The sequence below is a fragment of the Ruania albidiflava DSM 18029 genome (assembly GCF_000421225.1).
GTDB classification, from domain to species: domain Bacteria; phylum Actinomycetota; class Actinomycetes; order Actinomycetales; family Beutenbergiaceae; genus Ruania; species Ruania albidiflava.
This window is the reverse complement of the sequence record NZ_ATWL01000001.1, coordinates 238,076-264,557: the sequence shown is the minus strand read 5'-3', so window position 1 is coordinate 264,557 and position 26,482 is coordinate 238,076. Positions and strand designations below refer to the sequence as shown.

At 70.0% G+C, this 26,482-nt stretch carries 26 protein-coding genes; 13 read left to right on the top strand and 13 right to left on the bottom strand.

All coding sequences use genetic code 11. The features are described 5' to 3' along the window. Positions 1–17: 17 nt before the first annotated feature. Positions 18–962 (top strand): AraC family transcriptional regulator, encoded by a 945-nt coding sequence (locus tag K338_RS0101225; protein ID WP_022916364.1) that lies wholly within the window; start codon positions 18–20, stop codon positions 960–962. Positions 963–1,032: 70 nt separating this feature from the next. Here K338_RS0101225 and K338_RS0101220 read toward each other — a convergent pair whose 3' ends face one another. After that, positions 1,033–1,557 carry a TetR/AcrR family transcriptional regulator gene (locus K338_RS0101220; RefSeq protein ID WP_022916363.1) on the bottom strand — a complete coding sequence of 175 codons (525 nt, stop codon included), beginning with the start codon at positions 1,555–1,557 and terminating at the stop codon, positions 1,033–1,035. Positions 1,558–1,635: 78 nt separating this feature from the next. Between K338_RS0101220 and K338_RS19770 the strand changes: the two genes are divergently transcribed. Beyond that, positions 1,636–3,225 (top strand): MFS transporter, encoded by a 1,590-nt coding sequence (locus K338_RS19770; RefSeq protein ID WP_022916362.1) that lies wholly within the window; start codon positions 1,636–1,638, stop codon positions 3,223–3,225. After that, positions 3,206–5,689, top strand: coding sequence for a phosphoketolase family protein (locus tag K338_RS0101210; RefSeq protein ID WP_022916361.1), 2,484 nt, complete (start codon positions 3,206–3,208; stop codon positions 5,687–5,689). The genes K338_RS19770 and K338_RS0101210 overlap by 20 nt, the downstream gene beginning before the upstream one ends. A 24-nt stretch (positions 5,690–5,713) precedes the next feature. Here the strand turns inward: K338_RS0101210 and gdhA are convergent, their stop codons facing one another. Together gdhA and K338_RS0101200 are read right to left on the bottom strand one after the other, a co-directional pair. Then, positions 5,714–7,063: an NADP-specific glutamate dehydrogenase gene (gene gdhA / locus K338_RS0101205; RefSeq protein ID WP_027286294.1), complete on the bottom strand. Its 1,350-nt coding sequence runs from the start codon at positions 7,061–7,063 to the stop codon at positions 5,714–5,716. Positions 7,064–7,311: 248 nt separating this feature from the next. Further along, positions 7,312–8,664, bottom strand: coding sequence for a mechanosensitive ion channel (locus K338_RS0101200; protein ID WP_022916359.1), 1,353 nt, complete (start codon positions 8,662–8,664; stop codon positions 7,312–7,314). A gap of 269 nt (positions 8,665–8,933) precedes the next feature. On the opposite strand from K338_RS0101200, the gene K338_RS26060 reads away from it, so the two are divergent. Next, entirely contained in the window at positions 8,934–10,175 is a 1,242-nt protein-coding gene (locus K338_RS26060) for a DUF2510 domain-containing protein (protein ID WP_022916358.1), read from the top strand. Between the two features lie 9 nt (positions 10,176–10,184). Here the strand turns inward: K338_RS26060 and K338_RS0101190 are convergent, their stop codons facing one another. The 7 genes from K338_RS0101190 to K338_RS0101160 form a co-directional block, all read right to left on the bottom strand. Next, complete coding sequence (locus tag K338_RS0101190; RefSeq protein ID WP_022916357.1) at positions 10,185–11,405, bottom strand: ABC transporter permease; 1,221 nt, start codon at positions 11,403–11,405, stop codon at positions 10,185–10,187. Further along, positions 11,402–12,292 carry an ABC transporter ATP-binding protein gene (locus tag K338_RS0101185; RefSeq protein WP_022916356.1) on the bottom strand — a complete coding sequence of 297 codons (891 nt, stop codon included), beginning with the start codon at positions 12,290–12,292 and terminating at the stop codon, positions 11,402–11,404. Before K338_RS0101185 ends, K338_RS0101190 begins: the two co-directional genes overlap by 4 nt. A gap of 135 nt (positions 12,293–12,427) precedes the next feature. After that, positions 12,428–13,144 (bottom strand): response regulator, encoded by a 717-nt coding sequence (locus K338_RS0101180; protein WP_022916355.1) that lies wholly within the window; start codon positions 13,142–13,144, stop codon positions 12,428–12,430. Next, positions 13,141–14,538, bottom strand: coding sequence for a sensor histidine kinase (locus tag K338_RS19765; protein WP_022916354.1), 1,398 nt, complete (start codon positions 14,536–14,538; stop codon positions 13,141–13,143). Before K338_RS19765 ends, K338_RS0101180 begins: the two co-directional genes overlap by 4 nt. 84 nt (positions 14,539–14,622) lie before the next feature. Further along, a complete protein-coding gene (locus K338_RS0101170) occupies positions 14,623–15,414 on the bottom strand; it encodes an ABC transporter ATP-binding protein (RefSeq protein WP_022916353.1) in 792 nt (263 codons plus the stop codon). Then, positions 15,414–16,325: an ABC transporter permease gene (locus K338_RS0101165; RefSeq protein WP_022916352.1), complete on the bottom strand. Its 912-nt coding sequence runs from the start codon at positions 16,323–16,325 to the stop codon at positions 15,414–15,416. The genes K338_RS0101170 and K338_RS0101165 overlap by 1 nt, the downstream gene beginning before the upstream one ends. 10 nt (positions 16,326–16,335) lie before the next feature. Continuing rightward, complete coding sequence (locus K338_RS0101160) at positions 16,336–17,313, bottom strand: ABC transporter substrate-binding protein (RefSeq protein ID WP_022916351.1); 978 nt, start codon at positions 17,311–17,313, stop codon at positions 16,336–16,338. A 162-nt stretch (positions 17,314–17,475) separates the two neighbouring features. Between K338_RS0101160 and K338_RS0101155 the strand changes: the two genes are divergently transcribed. The 7 genes from K338_RS0101155 to K338_RS0101125 all read left to right on the top strand — a co-directional run bounded on the left by K338_RS0101155 (position 17,476) and on the right by K338_RS0101125 (position 23,700). Continuing rightward, positions 17,476–18,489, top strand: coding sequence for a siderophore-interacting protein (locus K338_RS0101155; RefSeq protein ID WP_022916350.1), 1,014 nt, complete (start codon positions 17,476–17,478; stop codon positions 18,487–18,489). Further along, a complete protein-coding gene (locus K338_RS0101150; RefSeq protein WP_022916349.1) occupies positions 18,486–19,571 on the top strand; it encodes a FecCD family ABC transporter permease in 1,086 nt (361 codons plus the stop codon). Before K338_RS0101155 ends, K338_RS0101150 begins: the two co-directional genes overlap by 4 nt. Continuing rightward, complete coding sequence (locus K338_RS19760; protein WP_022916348.1) at positions 19,568–20,617, top strand: FecCD family ABC transporter permease; 1,050 nt, start codon at positions 19,568–19,570, stop codon at positions 20,615–20,617. The genes K338_RS0101150 and K338_RS19760 overlap by 4 nt, the downstream gene beginning before the upstream one ends. Beyond that, on the top strand, positions 20,614–21,414 hold the full coding sequence (locus K338_RS0101140) for an ABC transporter ATP-binding protein (protein WP_022916347.1): 801 nt from the start codon (positions 20,614–20,616) through the stop codon (positions 21,412–21,414). The genes K338_RS19760 and K338_RS0101140 overlap by 4 nt, the downstream gene beginning before the upstream one ends. Before the next feature lie 9 nt (positions 21,415–21,423). Next, positions 21,424–22,437, top strand: a complete 1,014-nt coding sequence (locus K338_RS0101135) for an iron-siderophore ABC transporter substrate-binding protein (RefSeq protein ID WP_022916346.1) — start codon at positions 21,424–21,426, stop codon at positions 22,435–22,437. A 63-nt stretch (positions 22,438–22,500) separates the two neighbouring features. Continuing rightward, on the top strand, positions 22,501–23,325 hold the full coding sequence (locus K338_RS0101130; RefSeq protein ID WP_022916345.1) for a hypothetical protein: 825 nt from the start codon (positions 22,501–22,503) through the stop codon (positions 23,323–23,325). 78 nt (positions 23,326–23,403) lie between these two features. Then, positions 23,404–23,700 carry a hypothetical protein gene (locus K338_RS0101125; RefSeq protein WP_022916344.1) on the top strand — a complete coding sequence of 99 codons (297 nt, stop codon included), beginning with the start codon at positions 23,404–23,406 and terminating at the stop codon, positions 23,698–23,700. Positions 23,701–23,709: 9 nt separating this feature from the next. Here K338_RS0101125 and K338_RS0101120 read toward each other — a convergent pair whose 3' ends face one another. From K338_RS0101120 to K338_RS0101110, 3 genes are all read right to left on the bottom strand, one after another. Continuing rightward, positions 23,710–23,922 carry a hypothetical protein gene (locus tag K338_RS0101120; RefSeq protein ID WP_022916343.1) on the bottom strand — a complete coding sequence of 71 codons (213 nt, stop codon included), beginning with the start codon at positions 23,920–23,922 and terminating at the stop codon, positions 23,710–23,712. A gap of 109 nt (positions 23,923–24,031) precedes the next feature. After that, the gene (locus K338_RS0101115) at positions 24,032–24,610 is read right to left on the bottom strand and encodes a DUF4126 domain-containing protein (RefSeq protein ID WP_022916342.1); all 579 of its coding nucleotides are present in this window, start codon (positions 24,608–24,610) and stop codon (positions 24,032–24,034) included. Positions 24,611–24,613: 3 nt separating this feature from the next. Continuing rightward, positions 24,614–24,922, bottom strand: coding sequence for an MTH1187 family thiamine-binding protein (locus K338_RS0101110; RefSeq protein ID WP_027286291.1), 309 nt, complete (start codon positions 24,920–24,922; stop codon positions 24,614–24,616). 66 nt (positions 24,923–24,988) lie between these two features. Between K338_RS0101110 and K338_RS0101105 the strand changes: the two genes are divergently transcribed. Next, positions 24,989–25,624, top strand: a complete 636-nt coding sequence (locus K338_RS0101105; protein ID WP_022916340.1) for a CDP-alcohol phosphatidyltransferase family protein — start codon at positions 24,989–24,991, stop codon at positions 25,622–25,624. Further along, positions 25,621–26,481, top strand: coding sequence for a DUF881 domain-containing protein (locus tag K338_RS19755; protein WP_022916339.1), 861 nt, complete (start codon positions 25,621–25,623; stop codon positions 26,479–26,481). Before K338_RS0101105 ends, K338_RS19755 begins: the two co-directional genes overlap by 4 nt. Position 26,482 lies beyond the last annotated feature (1 nt).

Sequence of the window (26,482 nt, the reverse complement as noted above, 5' to 3'; positions counted from 1 at the left end):
GCTGCTAGCGTGCCCGGATGGATCCGCTCACCCATCTCCTTGGCGGGCTCCGTGCGCAGGGCGCGTTCACGCTCCGCGCGCAGTTCGACCCGCCGTGGGGCCTCTCCGTGCGGGACGGTGCCGCCCTGACCGTGATCGCGACCCTGACCGGGCGCGCCACCCTGTGCCACGGTGGGAGCGAGGAACAGTTGCAGACCGGGGACCTCGCGCTCGTCCAGGGCACCCAGCCGTATGTCGTGAGCGATGCGCACGGCTCGGCGCCGACGGTGCGAATCCTGCCCGACAACCGCTGCGTGGACCTCGAGGGGCGTCCGATCGCCGAGTCGATGAGCCACGGGCTGCGCACCTGGGGCAACGCGAGCTCCGGCACAGATGCCCTGCTGATCGGTGTCTATCAGTCGGTCGGCGAGGTCGGCCGGCTGCTCACCGGGGCGCTTCCTGCAGCGCTGGTGGTCCGCGGCGAGAACCAGGTGAGCGACGTCGTCGCACTGATGGAACGGGAGATCGCCTGGGATGGTCCCGGCCAGCTCAGCCTGCTGGATCGTCTGCTCGATGTGGTGCTCGTCGGCACGGTCCGATCCTATGCCGCTCGGTCGAACGGAAGCCTGCTCTCCTGGCTGACCACGCGGGACACGGTGGTGGGCACCGCCCTGGAGCTGATGCATGAGCGGCTCGGCCATGGGTGGACCCTCGACTCCCTCGCTCGTGCCGCGAACGCCTCCCGCGCCACGCTGACCAGGCGGTTCACGGCCGAGATCGGCCGACCGCCGATCTCCTACCTCACCAGTCTGCGGCTCGCCACCGCCGCCGACCTGCTGCGCACCTCCGAGGCCACGCTGGCCGCGGTGGCACACGAGGTCGGCTATGCCACGCCGTTCGCGCTCAGCACCGCTTTCAAGCGTCAGTTCGGTCTCAGCCCGCGCAGCTACCGGGCCCATGCCCTCGCGCGGCCATCGACCTGATGTCGAGCCATGGGACAGGCTCGATGAGGTGGTGTCTCCGGCTGCGGGCGACCAGGCTGAGGTCCCCGCCTCAGCGCCCCAGCCGCCCGAGCACCTGCTGCACGTGCTCCAGCGCATCCGGATCGGGCATCCCGGAGACATCGTTGAAGTACAGGCCGTCGCCGATCAGCTGGATGGTCCGGGCCAGGGACTCGTCGCCCAGCTCCGCCCGCAGCACCTCCAGCCATGCCTCGCGGACCTGTGCCAGCGCAGCGCTGACCCGCTCGGTGTTGTCCTGCGCCAGCCGTGCTGCGGCCACCAGCGCCCGGTCGAGGTCCGAGCCGGTGGAGACCGAGGTCTCCAGGTAGTACTGCACCGGTCCGCTGCTCGAGGTGCGCATCGCCTCCGCGTCCTGGTGGGCCAGGGTCAGCAGCCGCTCGAGGGTGCCGTCGACCAGGTCGTCCTTGCTGGCGAAGTGGTACAGCAGGCCACCCTTGCTCACACCGGCCTCGGCTGCCACCGCCTCGAGCGTGGCCGCACGCGGGCCCTGCTGCACCAGCAGCGCCTCGAACGCATTCAGCAACCGGTCGCGGGTGGATCGATCCGGGGTCGTCATGCATTCGAGCCTACGTGGTGAGCGACGTCACCAGAGGCCACGACCACGCTGTACCGTCCAGCCGGTACAGTAGATGCCATGACGATCCTGGACCCGACCACCAGCACGCGGGCGGGTCGTCGCGAATGGCTCGCCCTGGCGGCGCTGATGATCCCCGTGCTGCTCGTCTCGATCGACAGCACGGTGCTCAGCTTCGCCCTGCCCGCCATCAGCGTCGACCTGCAGCCGAGCGGGGCCCAGCTGATGTGGATCGTGGACGTCTACTCCCTGATGCTCGCCGGACTGCTGCTCGCGATGGGCTCGCTTGGGGACCGGCTCGGGCGGCGTCGCCTGCTGCTGGTCGGCGCCGTCGGTTTCGGCCTGGCGTCGGTGTATGCCGCCACGTCCGTCACCGCTGAGCACCTGATCCTCGCCCGGGCGCTGCAGGGTGTCTTCGGGGCCACGTTGATGCCCTCCACGTTGTCCATGATCCGGAACCTGTTCACCAACGAGGGGGACCGCCGACTGGCGATCGCCACCTGGGCGGCGCTCTTCGCCGGGGGAGCGGCGCTCGGTCCGGTGGTCGGTGGCTGGCTGCTGGAGCACTACACCTGGGGTGCGGTCTTCCTCATCAACGTGCCGCTGATCATCGTCTTCGTCCCACTCGCGCTGCTGCTGCTGCGCGAGTCCCGGGACCCGGACCCAGGCCCGCTCGACCTGCTCTCCATCGTGCTGTCCCTGGGGGTGATGGGCCCTGCAGTGTTCGCCATCAAGCGCGGCGCCACCGCCGGGGTGGACCGGCTCACCATCGCGACGGCGGTGCTCGCCGTGGTCTGCGCGCTCGCCTTCACGCGGCGTCAGCAGGTGCGGGCGCGGCCGATGCTCGACCTGGCACTGCTCCGCAACCCCATGTTCACCGGTGCCATCGGTGCGAACATGCTCAGCCTGATGGGACTGGCCGGGTTCCTGTACTTCGCAGCGCAGCTGCTGCAGCTCGACCTCGGGCTGGGACCCTTGGCCTCCGCTCTGGTGCTGCTGCCCGGCACTGTGGTGTCGATGGTGGTGGGATTCGTCGCCGTCCGGCTCGTGGTGCGTGTCCCGGTACGTGTGCTGGTACCGCTCAGCCTGCTGCTCACCGCCTCCGGGTACGCGATCGTCGCCCTCTCCGGGCACCCGCGGGTGGGAGTGATCATGGTCGCGTTCGTGGCCATGGGCGTGGGCATCGGCATCGCCGAGACGCTCACCAACGACCTCATCCTGGCCAACGCCCCGGCCGCCAAGGCCGGCACCGCCTCAGCGATCTCGGAGACGGCCTACGAGGTGGGCGCCGTGCTCGGCACCGCAGTGATCGGCAGTGTGCTCACCGCCACCTACGCCTCCCGGCTGCAGCTGCCGGCCCAGCTCGACGGTGTCGATCCGGCACACTTCGAGACCCTCGGCGCCACGTTGGACTATGCCGCCGGTCTCGAGACCGTCGTCGGCGAGCAGCTCAGCGCGGCCGCCCGGTCCGCGTTCGACGCCGGTGTGCAGCACGCCTCAGCGACAGCGATCGTCGTGGTGCTGCTTGCCGCTCTGCTCACCTGGCGTGCGTTCCGGACCTCCAGCGGTCGCACAGAGGCGGAATCCGGTCCAGGCTGGGAGAGAACCAGCGATCCCACAGGAGGACCCGATGAGCCTGAGCACCGCTGACGCCGTCGCTCGACCATGGCAGCACCGGACCCGCCCGGTACCGGACCAGGCGACCCTGCAAGCGATCCACGGCTGGTGGCGCGCAGCGAACTACCTGTCCGTCGGGCAGATCTACCTGCTGGACAACCCGCTGCTGCGCGAGCCGCTGCGCCCGGAGCACATCAAGCCACGTCTCCTCGGTCACTGGGGGACCACACCAGGCCTGAACTTCCTGTACGCGCACGCGAACCGGGCGATCGCCGAACGGGCCCAGTCCGCGATGTACATCACCGGCCCCGGGCACGGAGGGCCCGGTATCGTGGCGAACACGTACCTAGAGGGCACGTACTCGCAGATCTACTCCGACGTCACCCAGGACACCGAGGGCCTCCGGCGGCTGATGCGGCAGTTCTCCTTCCCTGGCGGCATCCCCTCGCACGCGGCCCCGGAGACCCCAGGGTCCATCAACGAGGGCGGTGAGCTCGGCTACTCGCTGTCGCACGCCTACGGCGCTGCCTTCGACAACCCGGACCTGCTCGTGCTCGCCGTCGTCGGTGACGGCGAGGCGGAGACCGGCCCGCTGGCCACCAGCTGGCACTCCACCAAGTTCGTCAACCCCGCCACGGACGGCGTGGTGCTGCCGATCCTGCACCTGAACGGGTACAAGATCGCCAACCCGACCGTGCTCGGTCGCATCCCCGAAGACGAGCTGCTCGCCCTGATGCGCGGCTACGGGCACCGGCCGCACGTGTTCACCGCCGGGTTCGACGAGGAGGATCCGCTCGCCATCCACGCCCGGTTCGCCGCACTGCTGGACGACGTGCTCGACGAGATCGCCGAGATCAAGGCCGACGCTGCTACCAGCGACCCGGAACAGGTGACCCGACCCGCCTGGCCGATGATCGTCCTGCGCACCCCGAAGGGCTGGACCTGCCCGAAGCAGATCGACGGCGAGCAGACCGAAGGTTCCTGGCGCGCCCACCAGGTGCCGCTCACCGGTGCCCGGGAGAACCCCGAGCACCTGCAGGTGCTCGAGCAGTGGATGCGCACCTACCGCGCCGAGGAGCTGTTCGACGACGACGGCCGGCTCGTCGCCGAGGTCGCCGCGCTCGCCCCGCCCGGTCAGCTGCGGATGAGCGACAACCCGCACACCAACGGCGGACTGCTGCTGCGCGACCTACGCCTCCCGGAGCAGGCGAGCTACGCCGTCGACGTACCAGCACCCGGAGCGGTGATCACCGAACCGACGAAGATCCTCGGACAGTGGCTCACCGAGGTGATCGAGCGCAACCCGGACAACTTCCGCCTGTTCGGACCGGACGAGGTGGCCTCGAACCGGCTGCAGGCCGTCTACGACGTCACCGCCAAGCAGTGGAACGCCGAGCTGACCGAGACCGACCGGGCCGAGCACCTGGCCCGGGCCGGTCGGGTGATGGAGGTGCTCTCCGAGCACCAGTGCCAAGGCTGGTTGGAGGGCTACCTGCTCACCGGCCGGCACGGGCTGTTCACCTCCTACGAGGCGTTCATCCACATCGTCGACTCGATGGTCAACCAGCACGCCAAGTGGCTGAAGGTCACCGACGAGCTGTCCTGGCGGCGGCCGATCGCCTCGCTGAACTACCTGCTCAGCTCGCACGTGTGGCGCCAGGACCACAACGGCTTCTCCCACCAGGACCCCGGCTTCATCGACCACGTGGTGAACAAGGGCGCCGACCTGGTCCGCGTCTACCTGCCGCCAGACACGAACACGCTGCTGGCCACCTTCGACCACGTGCTGCGCACCCGCCAGTACATCAACGTCGTCGTCGCCGGGAAGCAACCGAACCCGAACTACCTCACCTTGGAGCAGGCCCAGGACCACTGCTACCGGGGTGTCGGCATCTGGGAGTGGGCCGGTTCAGAGGTCCCGGGCGAGGACCCGGACGTGGTGCTGGTGAGCGCCGGTGACATCCCCACTGTGGAGGTCCTCGCCGCCGCCGACCTGCTGCGCCGGCACCTGCCGGAGCTGAAGGTGCGGGTGGTGAACGTGGTCGACCTGATGCGTCTGCACGACCCGGGTGAGCACCCGCACGGGCTCACCGACCGCGAGTACGACACCATCTTCACCACGGATGCGCCGGTGATCTTCGCCTACCACGGCTACCCGTGGCTGATCCACCGGCTCACCTACCGCCGGAACGGGCACGCACACCTCCACGTGCGCGGGTACAAGGAGAACGGCACCACCACCACACCGTTCGACATGGTGATGCTCAACGACCTGGACCGGTACCACCTGGTGATGGACGTGATCGACCGGGTACCCGGGCTCGGCTCCCGGTGCGCAGGCCTGCGTCAGCAGATGGCCGACGCCCGGTTGGCCGCCCGGCGGTACACCCGTGAGCACGGCACCGACATCCCCGAGGTCGCCCAGTGGCAGTGGCCGGACGCCGGTGATGCCGTCAGCGGGCCTTCGCTGGCGGACACCGGCGCCGACAACGTCTAGGTGATCAGCTCAACGTGCAGGTGATCAGATCACGCCGAGGTGCAGCATCGCCTCCGCGACCTGCGTGAACCCGGCGATGTTCGCACCGGCCACGTAGTTGCCCGGCGCACCGTAGGCATCGGCGGTGACCAGGCACCGGTCGTGGATCGAGCTCATGATCTCGGCGAGACGCTCCTCGGTGTACTCGAAGCTCCAGGAGTCCCGGGAGGCGTTCTGCTGCATCTCCAGGGCGCTGGTGGCCACCCCGCCGGCGTTGACCGCCTTGCCTGGTGCGAACCGGATACCCGCCTCGCCGAAGATGCGGATCGCATCTGGGGTGCTGGGCATGTTCGCACCTTCGGCCACGATCTGGCAGCCGTTCTCGGCCAGCGTCTTGGCGTCGGCGCCGTTCAGCTCGTTCTGGGTGGCGCAGGGCAGGGCGATGTCGCACGGGACGTCCCAGATGGAGCCCTGCTCGAAGTGCTTCACCTTCTGCCCGCGCTGCTCGGCGTAGTCGGTCATCCGGCCCCGCTGGCCGTTCTTGATCTGCTTCAGCAGGTTCAGGTCGATGCCGTCCGGGTCGACGACGTACCCGTTGGAGTCCGAGCAGGCCACCACGGTGCCGCCCAGCTCGTGCACCTTGTCGATCGCGAAGATCGCCACGTTCCCGGAGCCGGAGACCACGACCTTCTTTCCCTCGAAGGTGGAGCCGCCCGCGGCGAGCATCTCCCGGACGAAGAACACGGTGCCGTATCCGGTGGCCTCGGTGCGCACCTGCGAACCGCCCCAGCCCAGGCCCTTGCCGGTGAGCACCCCGGACTCGTACCGGTTGGTGATCCGCTTGTACTGGCCGAACAGGTAGCCGATCTCCCGGCCGCCCACACCGATGTCCCCAGCAGGCACGTCGGTGTACTCGCCCAGGTGGCGGTACAGCTCGGTCATGAACGACTGGCAGAAGCGCATCACCTCGGCGTCGCTGCGGCCCTTGGGGTCGAAGTCGCTGCCGCCCTTGCCGCCGCCGATGGGCAGCCCGGTCAGGGAGTTCTTGAAGATCTGCTCGAAGCCGAGGAACTTCACGATGCCCAGGTAGACGCTGGGATGGAACCGGAGCCCGCCCTTGTACGGCCCGAGCGCGGAGTTGAACTCCACCCGGAAACCGCGGTTGACCTGCACCCGGCGGTCGTCGTCCAGCCACGGGACCCGGAAGATGATCTGGCGTTCCGGCTCGCACAGGCGGCGGATCACCTCACCGTGGGCGTACTCGGGGTGCTTGGCCACGACCGGGCCGAGGGACTCCAAGACCTCACGGACGGCCTGGTGGAACTCGGTCTCACCAGGGTTGCGTGCAATGACCTCGTCGAAGATGTCGACGAGCTGCTCGTCCAAATGCGCCACGAAAGTCTCCAAGAGAATCGATGATGCTGCCCGGCCCGCGCTCGGAGAATGTGGGCCGGTGCGGATCGGCGCCCGGACCGCGGCCGCACGCAGAGGTGGAGCCGGTCACGGCGGTGGGCCGTCCTGGAGCATACCCGCTTTTTATCCTGTCGTTACTATCCGTCCACGTTGTGGCACAGCTGCTGCGGCCCTGCACAGGGCGACGGCGGACACCCTCCCGGATGCCCGCCGTCGCCTGGAGTGAAGGGTCAGGAGGGCGTGTCCCTCTTCGCCTCCGCCTTGGCCAGGGTGCGCGCGGCGGCCTCGCGCCCGCCCAGCCCGAACGCCAGCGCCGCAGCCAGTGCACCGCCGACCACCACCGAGCCGAAGGCCAGGGTGATGATCGAGTCGGCGATGCCCATGTACTTCAGGCCCATCGCCACGAACAGGGCGATCGTGGCGTACCGCACCACAGTCGAGGTGGTGCCGGTGCCGATCGCGTTGGCCACGATCTTGGCGACCAGGAAGCCGACTGCGATGATCACCCCGCCGAACAGCACGCGCCCGCCGAGGGAGAGCACCTCGTCGAGGATCGCGGTGACCTCCGGGAAGTGCAGCGCCCGGGCCGCCATGATGGCGAAGAACACCATGATCGCCACCTGCACGATGCGGGTGAGGATCCGGGAGGCGCCCTTGTCCTCGGCCATGATGCCCAGGCTCGCCACCGCACGGTCGGTGCCCAGCCCGCGCAACGTGTTCTCCAGGATCGACCCGACGAACTTGGCGATCAGGTAGCCGATGCCCAGCAGCAGGACTGCTGCGAGGATCAGCGGGATCGCGTCGAGGATCAGGGTGAGCATGTTCACTGCCGGTTCGGAGATCGCGGAGATCCCGAGCACCTGCAGCGCGGCGATGGTCACCATGATGAGGATCACGGCGAAGACCAGGCTGCCCACGATCGAGGCGACCTTCTGCGAACCCCCGCCCGGGGCGGGCTGGGCAGCGCCCTGCGGTGGCTGCCCGGTCTGCGGTGCACCCTGGTACTGCTCAGCGGCAGGGTAGCCGCCCGGGGCCGGGTAGCCCGTCGCGGGGGCGGCCTGGTGCGCCGGAGGCACCTGGCCGGTGGCATCCGGCTGCGGCTGCGCCGCGCCCTGGTCGCCGGCACCCGGCTGTCTCGCACCGCTGTGCCCGGTCGGGTCCACCGACTTCACCTTGGCGGCGATACCTCCGAAGTTGACCATGCCGACAGCGGCCTCCACCAGCTGCCGTGCCACCTTGGCGATCAGGTAGCCGATGAAGAACACGAACGCAGCACCGAGCACCTTCGGCAGGTACTCCATCACCGTGTTCAGTGCGCCCTGGATCGGCGAGAGCACCGCATCCAACGCGAACACCTGCAGCACAGCGATCAGACCGAAGAGCCATACGAGCAGCGAGCCGACCTGACCGATCGATTCACCCATCGACCGTCCGTCGGCACCGGGCCGCTGCAGGAAGCCGATCTTGCCGACCAGCTTGCTGATCGCCCACTTCACCACCTTCGCAAGGATCCAGGTGACGAGGACGATGATGATGGCTATACCGACCTTGGTAAGCATCCCTACCCAGTCGAAGTCATCCATTCCAGTGAACTCCCTCTGTCCGGCTTCTTGGGCGGACGGTCGATCGTGCCTGCCCCTGACGGCAAAGCACGCTACCGGACGTGGTCAAGATCACACCAGGGGTCGGTCTGCTGCACGTTCGTCGGTCGCGTTGCACCGCAGCGGGCTCGGCTGGGGACCTCTCCCCGTGAGACCGTCCGCACGGACCGGCTCGAGACCGGTATCCTCACCGCCGGTGATGCAGGAATCACGGGCAGGTCACTGGACGGAAAAACTGAGGTGAGAGACGGATGAGCACTCCGGCGGGTTGGTACCCGGATCCGCAGCAGCAGGACCAGCTGCGCTATTGGGACGGTGCGGCGTGGACCGAGCACCAGGCCCCCGCTCAGGGGGCGGCCCCGATGGGCGGCGACCCGGCCTCCGGTGCGGCTCCTGGGCCGACGGACGGCGGTTTCGGGGCGGCGTCCGCCCCGCCGCAGGGAGCTACCGGGTTCGGTGCCGCCTCAGCGCCGCAGCAGCATGGTGCCGGGTACGGCTCGGCCCCCGCACCTGGGACGGCGGACCAGACCGCTCCCTACGGGACCGGTGACCCGGCCATGCAGTACGGCACCCAGCCCGCGGGGTACGGGCCGCCCGGTGCTGGCGCGCCAGGATATGGCGCACCGGGCGGATACGGTCCGGGGGGCCCGGGTGGACCGGGTGGCAAGCCGAACCGCACCCCGTTGATCGTCGGCGGGATCGTTGGGGTCGTCATCCTTGTGCTGCTCATCGTCCTCGGCGTGAAGCTGGTGTCCGGCGGCTCCGACGACGAGCCGACCGCCGGGCCGACCAGCGTCCCCACCGCCACCGAGGAGACGGACGAGCCGACTGAGGAGCCGACCGACGACACCCCGCAGGACACCGACGGCGGCACCCTGGCTGTCGGTTCCGCCACGGAGGTGCAGGTAGCCGGCGGTAGCCGGGCCTCGCTGGCTCTGACCGTGACCGATGCCGGCCCGCTGCGCATCTACACCAACAGCGGTGACGACATGGACCCGGTGCTGTCCGTGCTGGACGCCCAGGGGACGGAGGTCGCCGGCGATGACGACACCGAGTACCAGTCGGAGAACAGCTTCGACGCCTCACTGGTGCTTCCCGGCACCCCCGGCGACTACACCGTCCTCGTCGAGGACTACTGGGGCACTGACGGCAGCATCCAGGTCCTGGCCGAACCGGTGGAGGCGGACGAGCTGAGCGTCGGGGAGGTCAGCTTCGACCTCACCGGCGACCAGGTCTTCGAGGGACTCCTCGAGGTGGAACCGGGCACGTACGTTCTCGACGTGGCCAGCGACGCAGATCCTACGATGACCGTGATCGCACCCGGCGGCGAGTCTGCCAGCAGCGATGACCGCTCCGGCGACGACCCGGACACGGAGAACGACCTGGACCCCTACCTGGAGGTGGAGGTCTCCGAGGAGGGCATGCTGCTGGTGTCGATCGAGGAGTACTGGGGTGACGACGTCTCCGGGACGCTGACGATCAGCAAGGAGTGACCGGGACGGTCAGGACTCCAGGCGGAACGCCTGCCGCCAGCTGATCGCCGCACCGGAGTGCATGACAGCTCGCTGGTAGATGCGCTCACCGAGGCGGATCAGCAGACCGGCGGCCACCAGGGTGAGCAGCAACGAGACCACCGGCTGCCACAGCGGCACCTCCCCGGCGAGCAGCCGGATGGGCATGGCCACTGAGGAGACCACGGGCACGAAGCTGGCCACCTGCAGCAGCATTCCCTGGGCGAAGAGACCGGCGAACAGCGCCACCATGATCACGCCGATCACCGGGCCGGTGCTGGACTGCAGGTCCTCCGACCGGCTGGCCAGCGATCCGAGCACCGCCCAGACGGCGGCCAGCGCGATGAACCCGGCCACGAAGAATGCGGCGAACCAGCCGGACGCGCTGAGCAGCCAGCCCACGTCCGAGGCCATCCCGGCGACGTTTACCCCGATCAGACCGACCACCCCGAAGAGGGCGATCTGACCGAAGGCGAGCAGCGAGTTGCCGAGCACCTTGCCGTAGAGGATCTGCCGGACCGGGATCGCGGTAGCGAGGATCTCCACCACCCGGTTCTGCTTCTCCTCCAGCACCGAGTTGGCGATCGTCATGCCGAACATGATCGCGGACATGTAGAACAGGAACGCGAAGATGAACCCCGCGACCTGGGCTGCGGTCGCCCGGCCCGCGTCCGCGCCGATCAACGTGGTGCTCACCGTGGCGCCCTCGCGCAGCTCGGCCAGCGTGGTGCCGGCCGCCTCAGCGTTCTGGCTGAGCACGTGCTCCTCGACGGCGGAGCTCACCGCACGCTGCAACGTCGGGTCGATCTCGTCGTTACCGATCAGCGTGAACCCGTCCTGGCCCTGGACCAGCCCGGCGTCCACCTCCTCGTCCAGGACCGCTGCCCGCAGCGCGTCCTCGGAGTCGTAGGAGGTCACCTGCAGGTCATCGCCGCCGGCAGCGATGAGCTGCTGCGCCCCCTGTGCGACTGTGCCGGTGGAGGTGTCCACAGCGCCGACGTCGAAGGTCGTGCTGCGGCCTCCCATGAAGGCGGAGATGCCGACGCCGGCCACGATCAGCACGACCATCAGCGCAGTGGACAGGACGAAGGACCGGTCGGTGAGTTTGACCACCACCTCCCGGACGGTCACCACCAGCCACGGGTGTGCCGGTGTGCGCGCTGGTGCCGCCGCGGTCGGGGTCCGGTCGGGGGACTGGGTAGTGGTACTCATCGGGTCACCTCACGGTAGATGTCGGCCAGGCTGGGCACGAGGGGGGAGAACTCGACCAGGTCGTGCTGCACAGCGCGGGCGAGCAGCCCGTCCGGGATACCGTCCGGCAGCTGCAGCAGGGCGGTGGGACCGTCCACGTCCAGTACCTGCACCCCCGGCTCCTCCCGCAGCCAGCCGGCGTCGTGGCCGGTGCGGATGCGGTAGCGCTGCGGACCCCGGGAACGCAGCTCGTCGGCGCTGCCGTAGGCCTGGACCCGTCCGTCGGCCAGCACCACCAGCGAGTCGCACAACCGGTCCACCAGGTCCAGCTGGTGGCTGGAGAACAGCACGGGCACGCCGTCCCGCAGCCGTTCACTGATCAGGTCGACCATAGAGTCCACCGCGACCGGGTCCAGACCGGAGAACGGTTCGTCCAGGATCAGGGCGGTCGGACCGTGCAGCAGTGCGGCGGCCACCTGCACGCGCTGCTGGTTTCCCAGGGAGAGCGACTCGAGCTTGTCCCGCGTGCGCCCGCCCAGGCCGAAGCGTTCCAGCAGCCGGGTCGCCTCCTGGGCGGCATCGTGGCGGCTCAGCCCGCGCAGCTGGCCCAGGTAGGTCAGCTGGTCGAGGATGCCCTGCTTCGGGTAGAGGCCCCGTTCCTCGGGCATGTAGCCGAACCGTGCCCGGTCCTCGCGGGTGATCGGTCGGCCGTCCCAGTGCACCTCGCCACCGTGGATCGCCAGCACGCCCATGATCATCCGCATCGTCGAGGTCTTCCCGGCGCCGTTGGCCCCGACAAAACCGGTCATCTGCCCGGGCCGGACGGAGAACGAGACGTCATCGACTGCGACGTTCGCCCCGAACCGCCGGGTCAGGTGGTGGACGTCGAGCTGGGGTGGGCTGGTCATCGTGTCTCCCTGGTACGGCGTGCTGACGCCACGACACTATGCGGGCAGGGGTACCGGGCGCGTCGGCCACGGGAGGGAGATCGGTGCGCGTGGCAGCGCCGGTGGCGGCGGCTCTCCGCCCTGCGGGGGAGCGGGTCAGGCGCCCGGCCGGGGTGACACGCCGGAGGGCGGGCGGATCAGGCCGGCGCGGTGGGCGTAGACCACGGCTTGCACCCGGTCCCGCGCACCGATCTTGGCCAGCACGTGGGAGACGTGCGTCTTGACCGTTGCCTCGCCGACGTACAGCTCGGTGGCGATCTCCGCGTTCGACATCCCCTCGGCGAGCAGGGCGAGCACGTCCAGCTCGCGGGAGGTGAGCGGATCGACAGGTGGGGCCACCGGCGGCAGCGGAGGGGGCGTCGTCGACGGGCTGGGGCCCGGCTGGCGGGACTCGTCCTGCGCCAGGCGTGCAATCACCCGGACGGTCACTTCCGGGCTGAGCAACGCATGCCCCTCCGCCACAGCATGGATCGCCCCGACCAGCTCGTCCGGGTCGGCATTCTTCAGCAGGAACCCGCTCGCCCCCGCCTGGAGCGCTGAGAACAGGTAGTCGTCCCGGTCGAAGGTGGTCAGGATGATGACCTTCGCCAGGTCCGCGGCCACCACCTGCCGAGTGGCCTCGATCCCGTCCAGCACCGGCATCTGCACATCCATCAGCACCACGTCCGGTCGCTCCCGGGTGATCAGCTGCACCGCCTCGGCACCATCGGAGGCCTGCCCGACCACCTCGATGTCGTCCTCGACCGAGAGCACCATCGCGAACCCGGACCGGACCAGCGACTGGTCGTCCACCAGTGCCACGCGGATCGTCATGCCAAGGTCCTCTCGTCGGCCGGTTGGATGAGCTGTTGCTGGCGTGGCAGAGGGAACCGGACCCGCACCCGCCAGCCGGGGTGGTGCGCCCGCGGACCGACCTCGACCAGGCCCTGGTGCAGGTCGGCACGCTCGGTGATGCCGCGTAGACCGTACCCGGTCCCGGTCGTACCCGGTCGCGGACGTCCGGCGTCCAGCACCTCCACCTCCAACCACTGCTGCGAGTCCCGGCCCCCGCAGCGCACGGTCACCTGGGCCTGGGTGGCGGTGGAGTGCCGGCTGACGTTGGTCAGCGACTCCTGCACGCACCGGTACGCGGAGAGCGCGAGCGGGGACGGCACCGCCGCCAGGTCACCGGGGGAGGCCTCCACCCGGTTCACCGTCACCTGCAGGCCGGAGGGGGCGTAGGTGGCGGCCAGGTCCTCCAGGTCAGCCAGCCCGGGCTCGGGCAACCGGGCACCGTCCGCGTCCGGTACGCCCTCGTCGTCCCGGAGCAGCTTGAGCAGGGAGCGCATCTCGGTGACCGCCTCCCGGCTGGCCGACTCCACTGTGCGTAGCGCACCGGTCGCCTGCTCCGGGGAACGGTCCATCACCCGCCGCGCCGCCGCAGCCTGGATCCCGATCACCGAGACGTGGTGGGCGACCACGTCGTGCAGCTCGCGGGCGATGCGGATCCGTTCGTCGACCACGGCACGGCGGGCCAGCTCTTCGGCCTGCTCGGCCAGCTGCCGGGCATGGGCGTCGGCGCGGCTGCGCTCCAGGGCACCGCGCCAGCTGGTCCGCCCGATCAGGATCGCACCGCCGAAGTAGGCCAGGTTCATCACCGTGGTGAACAGTACGTAGGCGAGCATCGGTGCTATCGGGCCGGCGGCGTCCTCGAACAGGTCCTCACTGGTGAAGGCGTTGGTCAGTGTGAACGTGACGGTGAGCCACACCGCCATCTCCACGATCACCAGGGCACCCAGGATCCACAACGTCCGCCGGTCCCGTGCCCACGCTACGGCGGAGTAGAGGGAGACGAAGTAGGCGACCTGGAACGTCAGCGACGTGGCCGCCTCCGGACTCAGGTAGCTCAGCGCCAGGAACAGCGCCGAGGCGAGCACCAGGGTGATCAGCGGGAACGTGCGCCGAGCCGCCAGGGGCAGCACCATCAGCGCTACCGCCAGATAGCCGCGCCAGGTGGCCTCGGCAGGAATCCGCATCCCGAAGGACTTGGCGAACATCACCATCAGCAGGCCCACGCCGAGGGCGAGCACCGCGCTGAGCACGTCGTGCCGACGCTGCGCCCGGGTCGGCCCGGGCCGCTCCCAGTGAGGATCCTCGGGGTCGTTCAACCAGTGGAACAGCCGGGTCCGGCGACTGAGCTGCTCAGGTGTGGCGGCAGCGGTGGACATGACCACCCAGGATAGTCGCGGTGGGTCTGGCGGTCCTCCGCCGTGCGGGGGAGAGCGCGGTCGAGCCCAGTGCTGTCCTGGGGGTTACTGCAGCAGCGTCCGGTCGTCCAGCTCGGCACCCTTGACGCGTTCGAACGCGTCGAGCAGGTCCGCGACGGTGGCGCGCCGCTTGCGCTCACCCTCGATGTCCACCACGATCCGACCCTCGTGCATCATGATCAGCCGGGTGCCCAGTCGCAGGGCCTGGTCCATGTTGTGCGTCACCATCAACGTGGTGAGCCGGTGGCGTCGCACTGCTGCCGTGGTCAGTCCTGCGACCAGCTCGGCCCGCCTCGGGTCGAGAGCGGCGGTGTGCTCGTCCAGCAGCAGGATCTTCGGCTCGGAGAAGGTGGCCATCAGCAGCGACAGTGCTTGCCGCTGGCCGCCGGAGAGCAGCCCGACAGTGGTCTTCAGCCGGTGCTCCAGGCCCAGCTCCAGCGACGCGAGCTCAGTGCGGAACAGCTCCCGCTTCGACCGGGTCACCCCGCGGTGCAGCCCCCGCCGCTGTCCACGGGCATAGGCGATCGCCAAGTTCTCCTCGATGGTCATCGACGGTGCGGTCCCGGCCATCGGATCCTGGAACACCCGCCCGATGGTGCGGGCCCGCCGGTGGTCCGGCAGCCGGGTCACGTCTCTGCCATCGATCTGCACGCTGCCGTGGTCCGGGGTCAGTGCGCCGGCAACGATGTTCAGCAGTGTGGACTTCCCGGCGCCGTTGGAACCGATCACGGTCACGAACTCCGCCGGTGCCAGTCGCAGGCTCACATCCCGCAGCGCCAACCGCTCGTTCACCGTCCCGGCGAAGAACGTCTTGCTGATCGTGGTCAGCTCGAGCATCAGCGGCCCTCTCCGTCGGCGGACACCGCCGCTGACCGGGTGAGCGAGCGGAGCGTGGGCAGGCGCCGCAGCGGCGACCACTGCGGCAGCAGGAGCGCGATGACCACCAGCACTGCGGAGATCAGCTTCATGTCCTGCGCCTCCAGCCCCACCTGCAGGGCGACCTGGATGGCCAGCCGGTAGAGCACCGACCCGACCACCACCGCCAGGGTCGCCCACACGATCAGCCGGGACGGGATCAGCGCCTGCCCCACGATCACCGAGGCGAGCCCGGCGATGATCAGCCCGATGCCCATCTCGATGTTCGCGTACCCCTGGTACTGCACCACCACGGCCCCGCACAGCCCCACCAGACCGTTGGACACGGCCAGACCGATGATCTTGGTGCGGTCGGTGTTCACCCCGAAGCTGCGGATCATCCGCTCGTTGTCTCCGGTGGCCTGCAGCGCCAGGCCCTGGTCGGTGTGCAGGAACCAGTCCAGCACCAGCTTCACCACGAGTGCCATCGCCGCGAAGATCGCCACGGCGACCGCCCCGCCGAGGAGCCCGGCGTCTCGTAACGGCGTGATCACCGTCTCTTCGCGCAACAGCGGGAGGTTCGGCGCCCCCATGATGCGCAGGTTGATCGAGTAGAGACCGATCTGGGTGAGGATGCCGGCCAACAGCGGGTTGATCCTGCCCTTGGTGTGCAGCAGACCGGTGGTCACCCCGGCCAGCACACCGGCTCCGGTGGCCGCCAGCATGGCTACCCACGGTGACGTGCCGGCGAGGATCAGCACCGCAGCAGTGCCGCCTCCGGTGGTGAACGAACCATCCACGGTGAGGTCCGGGAAGTCCAGGATCCGGAAGGTCAGGTAGACCCCCAGTGCCATCAGCGCGTAGATGAGGCCCAGCTCGAGAGCTCCGATCATCGCGGAGACATCATTCGTAGACGGTGTCGGCGGAGTCCACGAGCTCGGGCGGCAGCTCGAGCCCGATCCGTTCGGCGGTGTCCGCGTTCAAGACCAGGGACAGCTCGTCCTGGGTCTCGATCGGCATCGCTGCCGGATCGGCGCCCTCGGTGAGCACCTGTACCGCCATCTCGCCGGTCTGGTACCCGAGCCGCTCGTAGTCCAGACCGTAGGTGGCCAGCGCGCCGCGCTCCACGCTGTCCCCCTCAGCAGCGATCACCGGCAGCGACCGTGACTCCGCTACCTGCAGCAGTGCCTCCAGCGCTGAGACGACGGTGTTGTCGGTGGGTACGTAGTAGGCGTCCACGTCCAGCGACTCGGCGCCCTGCTGCACCTCTGCGGAGTTGGTGACGGTGGCCTCCTCGACCTGCAGCCCGAGGTCCTCGGCTGCGGTACGGGCCAGGTCCACCTGGATCGTGGAGTTCACCTCTCCGGCGCTGTACACGATGCCGACCGTCTGCACCTCCGGGGCCAGCTCGGTGAGCAGACCCAGCTGCTCGTCCACCGGGTTGATGTCCGAGGTACCGGTGACGTTCCCGCCCGGTGCGTCCCAGCTGTCCACCAAGCCGGCCTCCACCGGGTCGGTGACCGCGGTGACGAGGATCGGCACATCGGTGATCGCCTGCACACTGGCCTGCGCCGTGGGCGTGGCGATAGCGAGCACCAGGTCCAGGTCGCTGCTGGCGAACGTGGTCGCGATCGAGGTCGCGGTGGACTGGTCACCCTGGGCGTTCTGCTCGTCGTAGCTGACCTCGAGACCGGCGTCGGCCAGGGCCTGCTTGAACCCTTCCCGGGCAGCGTCCAGGGACGGGTGCTCCACGATCTGGGTGATACCGATCTGATAGCTGTCCTGGCCGCCGGAACCGGTGGACTCCTCACCGCAGGCGGACAGGCCGAGCGTGGCAGCCAGGGCAGTGGCTCCCAGGAGGGCGGTGGCGGTGCGCTTCATGGCGAGTGCTCTCTCTTCGGGACGATCCGCACGAGACTACACAAGTGACCGCTTGATGAGCAGCCTCGTCTCAGAAGTTGAGGGCTGTGGCATCAGTCACGACCCCCGGATATATGAAAGGTCGGCGTGACGTATCTGCCTCTGGCGTGGTTGACTGTGCCCATGGCCGTCTCCACACCGCAGTCCGTGGCCCCCGCACCGCCCGCCCCGGAGAAGGACGATCGCCCCGCCTACCGCCCGTTCCGTGCGAGCGTGCGGCACGTGCACCGTCTCAGCCCGCACTTCGTGCGGGTGACCCTGACCGGTCCACAGCTGGGCTACTTCGGCACCGACGGCGACGACCAGCGGATCAAGCTGCTCTTCCCGGCGCCCGACGGTCAGCTCACCGACGTCGGCGCAGACGACGAGGCGGCCATCCGCCGTGGCACCTGGTACGAGGACTGGCGCACCCTGCCGGAAGACGAGCGCAGCCCGATGCGCACCTACACGGTGCGGGCGGTGCGCCCGGAGCTGGCCGAGGTGGACGTGGACATGGTGGTGCACGGTGACGGTGGCCCCGCCTCCAGGTGGGTGCAGCAGGCCGCCCGCGACGACGAGCTCGTCGTCGTCGGACCGGACGCCCGGTCCATCCACTCCGCGGGCGGGCGGGACTGGGCTCCCGGTGCCGCACAGGAGATGCTGCTCGCCGGCGACGAGACCGCGGCGCCGGCGATCTGCGCGATCCTCGAGGCGCTCGAGCCGGGCCGCACGGCGCACGCCTTCATCGAGGTGCCCAGCCCCGCTGACTTCCTCGACGTGCACCTGCCGCAGGGCGCCGACATCACCTGGTTGGCCCGGGAGGAGCATCCGCACGGCCACGCGCTGGTCCCGGCCGTCCGGGACTGGGCGGCACGGCACCTGGAGGCGATCGCCCCGGCGAAGGCGGTCGTCTCCCAGTCGCTGGAGGACGTGGACGTGGATGCCCAGCTGCTCTGGGACTCACCGGTGCTGCAGGTGCAGCCGATCGACTCCTGCGGCCGCGGTGAGCGGTGCGGCGGGGAGTTCTACGCCTGGTTCGCCGGGGAGGCCGGTGTGATCAAGACGCTGCGCCGGTTCCTGGTGTCCGAGGTGGGCGTGTGCCGTCGTCGGGTGGCCTTCATGGGGTACTGGCGCCAGGGGCGCGCCGAAGGGCAGTGACGCTCGCCCCGACCGAGCCTTCCACCCCGGACCTCACCGGGGCGCTGCTGCGTCCCGTGCGCGGATCCCGCTCCGCCCGACGGCGCAGGCTCACCCTGGTCCTGGGCCTCGCTCTGCTGCTGCTCGCCGTGGTCGCCAGCCTGGCGCTCGGGTCGCGGGACATCGACCTGGGGGTCGTCTGGCAGGCGTTGGTGGACCACCAGGACGGTGCACACGGTCAGGACGTGGTGCTCGACCAACGGCTGCCCCGCACGCTGCTCGGGCTGCTGGTCGGGGCGTGCCTGGCCGCTGCGGGTACGGTGATGCAGGGCATCACTCGCAACCCGCTCGCCGACCCCGGGCTGCTCGGGGTGAACGCTGGAGCCTCGCTGCTGGTCGTGCTGGCCATCGCCTACCTCGGGGTGAGCCGGCCGAGCTCGTTCATCTGGTTCGCACTCGGCGGTGCCGCACTCGCCACTGCGATCGTGTACCTGGTCGGCTCGTTCACCCGGGACGGTGCCACCCCCGTCACCCTGGCGCTCGCCGGCACCGCCGTGACCGCGGGCGTGACCTCGGTGATCACGTTGATCCTGCTGTCCAGCACCCGCACGGTGAACACCTACCGGTTCTGGTCAGTGGGTTCACTGGCCGGTCGGGACGGGCCGGGCCACCTGGCCACCACCTGGGCGCTTGCCCCGTTCCTCCTCGTGGGCCTGCTGCTGGCGGTGCTGGCCGCCCGGCAGCTGAACCTGGTGGCGATGGGTACCGACCTCGCCCGTGGGCTGGGGGTGCGGATCGGGTTCACCCGGGCGGTGTGCGCCGTCGCGGTGGTGCTGCTCGCCGGCACCGCCACTGCGCTGGCCGGGCCGATCGTGTTCGTCGGACTCGTCGTCCCGCACCTGGTCCGGATGCTCGTGGGACCCGACTACCGCTGGATCCTGGCTGGCGCACTGTTGTACGGACCGGTTCTGCTGCTCGCTGCCGACGTGCTCGGCCGGCTGCTGGTGCCTAGGGACGAGCTGGAAGCAGGGCTGGTGGTGGCCGCGGTCGGCGCACCGGTGATGATCGCGATCGTGCGCAGAGTACGGCTGGTGCAGGTATGAGTGCCGGGAGCGACGTCGCTGCGCCGTGGGTGGCGCAGGTCACCGGGCTGCGCGCCGGTGCGGCCAGGCGCTACCGCGTGGTGGTGCTCCTGCTGGTCGCCGTGGTGCTGCTGCTGGTGGCGGTGACCGTGCTCTGGGACGTCGCCCCGGCCGAGGCGGTCGCGCACCTGCAGCACCTGCTCGGCCTCGGCGGAGACCGCTCGTTCGCGGTCCGGCTCCGGCTGCCGCGAGCGGTGCTGAGCGTGGCTGTCGGGGTGGCGTTCGGTCTCGCGGGCGCGCTGTTCCAGGTGGTGCTGCGCAACCCGCTGGCCAGCCCGGACATCATCGGCGTCACCGGTGGTGCCTCGTTGGCAGGCGCCGGGGCGATCCTGCTCGCAGGCCTGACCGGTGCGTGGGTCTCTCTGGCTGCCTTCGGCGGCGCGGCTGTCGTGGCCGCAGCGATCTTGCTGCTGTCCTGGAGCGGAGAGCTCAGCGGCTACCGGTTCGTGCTCGTCGGCGTGGGACTGGCGTTCGTCTGCCAGTCCGGTATCGGCTATCTGATCACCCGCAGCCAGGTCGACGACGTCCGCTCGGCCCTGGTCTGGATGGTGGGGTCGATCGGCACGCCCACCTGGGGCACGATCGGCATCCTGGCCGCCTGTCTCCTCCTGCTGCTGCCGCTGACCGGCTATGCCGGTTGGCGGTTGCGGGCGATGCAGCTCGGGGACGAGACCGCCGCCGGGCTCGGGGTGCGCGTCACCCGCAGTCGGCTGCTGGTGCTGCTGGTGGGTGTGGCACTGGCCGCCGTAGCCACCGCTGTGGCCGGTCCGGTCGCGTTCGTGGCATTCATGTCCGCACCGATCGCACGCCGCCTGCTCCCGGCGGCCGGAGCAGCGTTGCTGCCCGCCGCGCTGGTCGGAGCGGTGGTGGTGCTGGCCGCCGAGCTGGTGGCCGAGCAGCTCCTCACCGGGCTGGAGGTACCGGTGGGCATCGTCACCGGCGTGGTCGGAGCGCCCTACCTGCTTTGGCTGCTGGCAACCGGGACGAGCAGGAGGACCAGCCGATGAGCAGCAAGCACGACCTGCGTGCGGACCAGCTCAGCCTCGGCTACGACGGCGCCCCCGTGGTGCGGGACCTGGACCTGCGCATACCTGCGGGTCAGGTGACCGTGATCGTCGGGGCGAACGGCTGCGGCAAGTCCACCCTGCTGCGCGGCATGGCACGCCTGCTGCGGCCCGTCTCCGGACAGGTGCTCCTGGACGGGCAGTCGGTGCACACCCGGCCGGCCCGGCAGGTGGCACAGCTGCTCGGCATCCTGCCGCAGACCCCGGTAGCCCCGGAGTCGATCACCGTGGCCGACCTGGTGGCCCGAGGCCGCTACCCGCACCAGCGCTGGTTCCGGCAGTGGACCCCAGCGGACGAGGCTGCAGTGGCCGCTGCTCTGCTGCGCACGGACACGTTGGACCTGGCCGACCGGGAGGTGGACTCCCTCTCCGGTGGTCAACGGCAGCGGGTCTGGATCGCCATGGCCCTGGCCCAGGACACCGGTGTGCTGCTCCTGGACGAGCCGACCACGTTCCTGGACGTGGCACACCAGCTGGACGTGCTGGACCTGCTGCGCAGCCTGAACGCCGAGCGGGGCACCACAGTGGTGATGGTGCTGCACGACCTGAACCTGGCCGCCCGGTACGCCGACCACCTCGTGGTGATGCACGCAGGCCGCGTGCAGGCCACCGGGACGCCTGCGGAGGTGGTGACTCCCGCCGTCGTGCAGGAGGCCTTCGCACTGACCGCGCACGTGATGGACGACCCGGTGACCGGCACCCCGATGGTGGTGCCGGTGGGCCGAGCACCCCAACCCTGAGGAGAGCTGATGAACCGACGCACCTTCGCCGCCACCGCCCTGGTGGCCGCTGCTGCACTGCTGGCCGGCTGCGGCAGCAGCGACGACGGCCCTGCCGAGCAGCCCACCGGCGGGCAGGGCGACTGGGCACCGGTGGAGATCGAGCACGCCTTCGGCAGCACCACGATCGAGGCCGAGCCCACCCGGGTGGTGACGCTGGGCTGGGGGTCTACCGAGGCTGCCCTGGCGCTCGGTGTGGTGCCGGTCGGGATCGAGACCCAGACCTACGCCGTGGACGATGCCGGCCGGCTGCCCTGGGTGAGCGAGAAGCTCGCGGAGATGGACGCCGAGACCACGATGGTGCCCGCCACCGTGGAGGAGCCCGCCTACGAGGACATCGACGCGCTCGAGCCGGACCTGATCCTCGCTCCGTACTCCGGGATCACCGCCGACCAGTACGACCTGCTCTCCGAGATCGCCCCCACCGTCGCCTACCCGGAGGCCGCCTGGACCACCCCGTGGCGGGACGTGATCGACATCGTCGGCCGCTCCCTCGGGATGGCCGAGGCGGCCACCGCCCTGGTCGAGGACCTGGACGGGCAGCTGGCCGCCGCCGAGGACGCGCACCCGGAGCTGCAGGGCCTGACCGTCGCGGCGGTGTGGGACGTGGGCGGCACGTTCTACGTCTACAAGCCCGCCGACGCCCGGGTCGACTTCCTGCTCGACCTCGGTCTGGAGTCCGCACCGGCAGTGACCGAGCTGGACACCGGCGGGGAGACCTTCGTCTACGGACTGTCCTACGAGCAGACCGACCGGCTCGAGGCGGACATCCTGGTGAACTACGCCTCCACCGACGAGGAAGCCCAGACCTTCCTGGAGCAGTCCTACGCCCAGGCGATCCCCGCCGTCCAGGACGGAGCGGTCGCGAACGTGACCGGCGACCCACTGGTCGCCGCGATGTCCCCACCGACGGCACTGTCCCTGACCTGGGGCCTGCAGGACTACGTCGACCTCCTCAGCGCGGCGGCCCAGAACGCTTCCTGACCTGCGTAGGCTGTGCTCGGCCGGCTGACCGCCGGTACCCATCGTCGAGCACAGACAGGTGCCATGCTGCCGTTCTCACCCGGGCCCGTCCCGACCACCGACGAAGAGCTCACCGACCGCCTGGCCCGCGGGCTGCTGACCGTGCTGCGCCCGCAGCGGGAGGACACCGTCCGGGTCAGCTGCACCGGCACCAGCGCCGAGCACCTGGCCGCCCTGCACCTGGACCTCGACGGTGCACAGCTCGACCCTGTGGCCGCTCAGCCACCGGCAACCAGTGGCACCCCGGTCACGGTGGACCACCTCACCCTGACCGCAGCACCGGTGACCGTGCGCGGGGTACGGGTGCAGGTGACCGGAGAGCTGTCCCACCTGCCGGCCGCCTGGACGACCGACGGGGCCGGCCTGCTCTGGCTGCTGCCGCAGGAGGAGGCTGCCGCCCCCGCCGAGCGGCGCGCCGCAGGCCGGGTGCAGGTGGTTGCCCGCATCGCAGACCTGGAGGAGGCACTGCTGCACATCGGCGGTCCGCTGTTGGCCCAGCGTGGCTTCACCCTGACCGGCGTGCGGCTCCGGATCGAGGCGCACGGCATGCGCACCGCACGAGTGCACGTGCAGGCACAGGTGCGTCGCGGCATCCTGTCGGCGACAGTGGAGGGTCGCGGCACCGCCTCGGTGGACGAGGCGATGCTGCTCACCCTCAGCGACCTGACCGTCAGCAGCGAGAACGCGCTGGTCTCGATGGGTCTGGCGATGATCGGCCGGCACCTGCAGGCTTGGGAGGGGCGCCAGATCGACCTGGGCGCGCACCTGGTCGGAGGTCTGGTGGTGGGCGAGGTCGACGTGGACGTCGCCCAGGACCAGGTGTCGGTGCGGGCCCGGGTGGGGGAGTAGCCGACCTCTGGGTGCACCGACTTGCCAGCGGCGCTGGGGCGTCCGATGCTGAAGCCAGGTGCGAGACGAGGAGGAGTGATGCGCGGCGCACGAGGTGGCAGGCGGCGGGACCGGCACCCGGCACCGGAGGCCGGATGGGGCAGTCCTGAGGACAGCGCAGACCCACCGGTGAGCCCGACCGGGCCGGGCGAGACGTCGCGGCGGGGGTACCTAGGAGGCGCCTACCCGGCTAGCCCACCACCAGCGGAAGCACCGGTCACCGGGCCGGACCCGGAGAGCGCCGACCCGTACTACCAGCGACCGGACTACCCCACGGACCCGAGCGGCATCCCGGTGCCGCACCCGGCCCGGGACTCGGCCCACAGCCCGGAGTGAGACGCTGGCTCAGCGCCGTCGGCGAGCCCACCAGGTGGCTACGAACGGCCAGGTGAAGGCCACCACCGCGCAGAGCACGATGCTGCCGGCAAAACCGAGACCCAGCCGGCGAGCGGCGAGATTGATCAGCACGATCAGCGCCAACGTGATCAGCATCTGCCGGGTGCCCAGCCGCCACAGCCGACGGTCCCGACTGATCCGGGTGCGTTCCGGTTGGCTCATGACGCGACCACCGGTTCTGCTTGGGCGCGGCCGCCGACACTGGTGCGCGCGCGACCGACCAGGTCGGACCGCTGTTTGTGCGGTAGGCACATCCCGGGCTTCACAGTGCTCAACCTACCTTGTGTCGTCGGCGCCGGACCATCCCCACCCCGATCCCGACCCCGGCAAGAAGGACCACCAGCACGAGCAGCGGCAGCAGCAGCGCCAGCACCCCCAGAGACACCGAGAACACGTCTTCCACCGTGGACACCACCGGAGCTCCCACACCCGCGGTGGACAGGTTCACCCCGGCTCGCAGCGCCGCTTTGCCCAGGTGGGTGAGCAGTGCCAGAGCTACCCCGATGAGGAACGGCAGGAGGATCGGAGCCTGCAGCAGGTCTGCCGGATGAGCCACCGCTGGCGTCTGAGCGGTGCTGCCGGCGGTGAACACGACGCCGCCGGAGGTCGGCCGCACCACGGTCTGCAGCAGGTCGTTGACATGGTCGATCGAGGGCACCTTGTCTGCGACCACCTCGATCAGCAGCAGCACACCGAGCACCACCAGCGCGACATCACCGCTCAACCACCCCCACTGCGGGGGCAGCGTGACCAGGTGGGTGAACCGGCCGAGCAGCCCCACCAGCAGCAGCGGCACGTAGGCGTTCAGGCCTGCAGCGACCGCCAGGCCGCCTCCGGTGAGCAGCTCCACGGTCTAGACCGTGCTCGTGCGGCGGTCCAGCTCCTGCTCCACGCGCTCCACCTTGCCGGTGAGCTCACCGCTGCGCCCCGGGCGGATGTCTGCTTTCATCACCAACGAGACCCGATGGCCCCGCTCGGTGAGCACGTCGCTGGCACGCCGGACCACAGCGAGCACCTCGTCCCAGTCGCCCTCGACCGTGGTGAACATCGAGTCCAGGCGGTACGGCAACCCGGACTCGCGGACGATCGCCACGGCGTCGGCGACGGCTTCGGTGACCGACTCGCCCGCGCCCAGCGGGGCGATGGAGAATGCGAGCAGCATGTGCCCAGTGTCCCAGATCTCGGCGGGTGCCACGCTGCCACCGCGACGATCGCTTACGCTCGCTCTGTGAGCGCGACCTCAGATCCCGATCCGGACGGCGACACTGCCGCGCCGGTGAGTGATCGGGTGCTCACCATCCCGAACATCATCTCCCTGGTCCGGCTCCTGGCCGTGCCGGTGGTCGGTGTGCTGATCGTCCGAGGGCACCTGGTGGCTGCGTTCGTGGTCCTGGTGTGCGCGGGGCTGAGCGACTGGCTGGACGGGGTCGTCGCACGCAGGTTCGACCAGACCTCCCGGCTGGGCAGGTTCCTGGACCCCTCCGCCGACCGGTTGTTCATCTTCGTCACCATCGTCGGACTGGCCTACCAGGACATCATCCCGTGGTGGCTGGTGGCGGCGATCCTGGCCCGAGAAGCGGCGGTCGGTGCCTGCCTGCCATACATGCTGCGCCGCGGCTACGCCGGGTTCCCCGTGCACGTGGCTGGCAAGGCGGGCACGTTCGCGCTCATGTACGCCTTCCCGTTGCTGCTGCTGGCGCACATCGACGGCGCTGTAGGTACGATCGCCTGGGTCATCGGTTGGGCTGCAGCCCTGTGGGGTGTCTTCCTGTACTGGGCTGCCGGGGTCCTGTACCTCAACCAGTTCCGCCAGGTGGTCGGCCGGTTCCGGGTGGAGCGGGCCAGCGGGGAGGGGGCGTCATGACGGCACAGCCGCCGGCACGTGCCGGCGGCGCGGTGACCGGGCGGCGCCCGGATGCCTCCATGACATTGCTCAACGAGGTGATCGAGCGGCCGCTGGATCCTGGGTATGCCGCCGCCGCTGACGCCCGCCGCCAGGGTCGGGCGCGAACGCCGTCGATCGGCAGCCGCATGCTGAACTTCGCCCTGGCCCTGGTGCTCGGGCTTGCCGGGGTGTGGGCGGCGCGGGAGCTGCGCATACCTACCGGTGGCGTGCCCAGTGCGTCCAGCGTGCTGGCCGAGGAGCTCCGACAGCGCTCCGAAGTGGGGGACGAGCTGCTCGCGGAGAACGAGCACCTGCGCGTGGAGATCACCGATCGGCAGGCGCAGCTGCTCGGCCCCGCCGGGCAGGGGCTGCTCGACGAGGCGGAGATGCTGTCGGTCTGGGCCGGGACCACAGCGGTGCACGGGCCAGGCATCCAGGTGACGATGGCCGACTCCGAACGGGCCAGCCGAGGGGAGCCGGGCACTGAGGACGAGCGGGTCAAGGACATCGATCTGCAGGTGGTGGTGAACGGGCTGTGGGCCTCCGGTGCAGAGGCGGTCGCGATCAACGGGCACCGGCTCACCGGTCGCACAGCGATCCGCACCGCCGGCGATGCCATCCTGGTCGACCTGCAGCCGTTGGTCTCCCCGTACGTGATCTCGGTGGTCGGCGACCCGGACGAGCTGCGCACCGAGTTCGCCCGGACCGCAGCAGCCGCCGCCCTGAACCTGCTCGCCCAGCAGTACTCCATCTCCTCCTCGATCAGCACCGCCGAGGACCTGGAGCTGCCCGGCGGTCCGGGTACAGCACTGCGGTATGTGACCGAATCGTCATGAT

What these genes read in the sequence shown, in the direction of transcription:
- K338_RS0101160 (WP_022916351.1), bottom strand. Translation starts at nt 17,313, where the DNA reads ATGAAGCGCACCGCCACCGCCCTCCTGGGAGCCACTGCCCTGGCTGCC.
- K338_RS0101180 (WP_022916355.1), bottom strand. Translation starts at nt 13,144, where the DNA reads ATGACGATCCGCGTGGCACTGGTGGACGACCAGTCGCTGGTCCGGTCC.
- K338_RS0101210 (WP_022916361.1), top strand. Translation starts at nt 3,206, where the DNA reads ATGAGCCTGAGCACCGCTGACGCCGTCGCTCGACCATGGCAGCACCGG.
- K338_RS19755 (WP_022916339.1), top strand. Translation starts at nt 25,621, where the DNA reads ATGACGGCACAGCCGCCGGCACGTGCCGGCGGCGCGGTGACCGGGCGG.
- K338_RS0101125 (WP_022916344.1), top strand. Translation starts at nt 23,404, where the DNA reads ATGCGCGGCGCACGAGGTGGCAGGCGGCGGGACCGGCACCCGGCACCG.
- K338_RS0101130 (WP_022916345.1), top strand. Translation starts at nt 22,501, where the DNA reads ATGCTGCCGTTCTCACCCGGGCCCGTCCCGACCACCGACGAAGAGCTC.
- K338_RS0101135 (WP_022916346.1), top strand. Translation starts at nt 21,424, where the DNA reads ATGAACCGACGCACCTTCGCCGCCACCGCCCTGGTGGCCGCTGCTGCA.
- K338_RS0101120 (WP_022916343.1), bottom strand. Translation starts at nt 23,922, where the DNA reads ATGAGCCAACCGGAACGCACCCGGATCAGTCGGGACCGTCGGCTGTGG.
- K338_RS0101155 (WP_022916350.1), top strand. Translation starts at nt 17,476, where the DNA reads ATGGCCGTCTCCACACCGCAGTCCGTGGCCCCCGCACCGCCCGCCCCG.
- K338_RS0101110 (WP_027286291.1), bottom strand. Translation starts at nt 24,922, where the DNA reads ATGCTGCTCGCATTCTCCATCGCCCCGCTGGGCGCGGGCGAGTCGGTC.
- K338_RS0101165 (WP_022916352.1), bottom strand. Translation starts at nt 16,325, where the DNA reads ATGATCGGAGCTCTCGAGCTGGGCCTCATCTACGCGCTGATGGCACTG.
- K338_RS0101140 (WP_022916347.1), top strand. Translation starts at nt 20,614, where the DNA reads ATGAGCAGCAAGCACGACCTGCGTGCGGACCAGCTCAGCCTCGGCTAC.
- K338_RS0101170 (WP_022916353.1), bottom strand. Translation starts at nt 15,414, where the DNA reads ATGCTCGAGCTGACCACGATCAGCAAGACGTTCTTCGCCGGGACGGTG.
- K338_RS0101185 (WP_022916356.1), bottom strand. Translation starts at nt 12,292, where the DNA reads ATGACCAGCCCACCCCAGCTCGACGTCCACCACCTGACCCGGCGGTTC.
- K338_RS0101220 (WP_022916363.1), bottom strand. Translation starts at nt 1,557, where the DNA reads ATGACGACCCCGGATCGATCCACCCGCGACCGGTTGCTGAATGCGTTC.
- K338_RS0101225 (WP_022916364.1), top strand. Translation starts at nt 18, where the DNA reads ATGGATCCGCTCACCCATCTCCTTGGCGGGCTCCGTGCGCAGGGCGCG.
- K338_RS26060 (WP_022916358.1), top strand. Translation starts at nt 8,934, where the DNA reads ATGAGCACTCCGGCGGGTTGGTACCCGGATCCGCAGCAGCAGGACCAG.
- K338_RS19770 (WP_022916362.1), top strand. Translation starts at nt 1,636, where the DNA reads ATGACGATCCTGGACCCGACCACCAGCACGCGGGCGGGTCGTCGCGAA.
- K338_RS19765 (WP_022916354.1), bottom strand. Translation starts at nt 14,538, where the DNA reads ATGTCCACCGCTGCCGCCACACCTGAGCAGCTCAGTCGCCGGACCCGG.
- K338_RS0101200 (WP_022916359.1), bottom strand. Translation starts at nt 8,664, where the DNA reads ATGGATGACTTCGACTGGGTAGGGATGCTTACCAAGGTCGGTATAGCC.
- K338_RS0101190 (WP_022916357.1), bottom strand. Translation starts at nt 11,405, where the DNA reads ATGAGTACCACTACCCAGTCCCCCGACCGGACCCCGACCGCGGCGGCA.
- K338_RS19760 (WP_022916348.1), top strand. Translation starts at nt 19,568, where the DNA reads ATGAGTGCCGGGAGCGACGTCGCTGCGCCGTGGGTGGCGCAGGTCACC.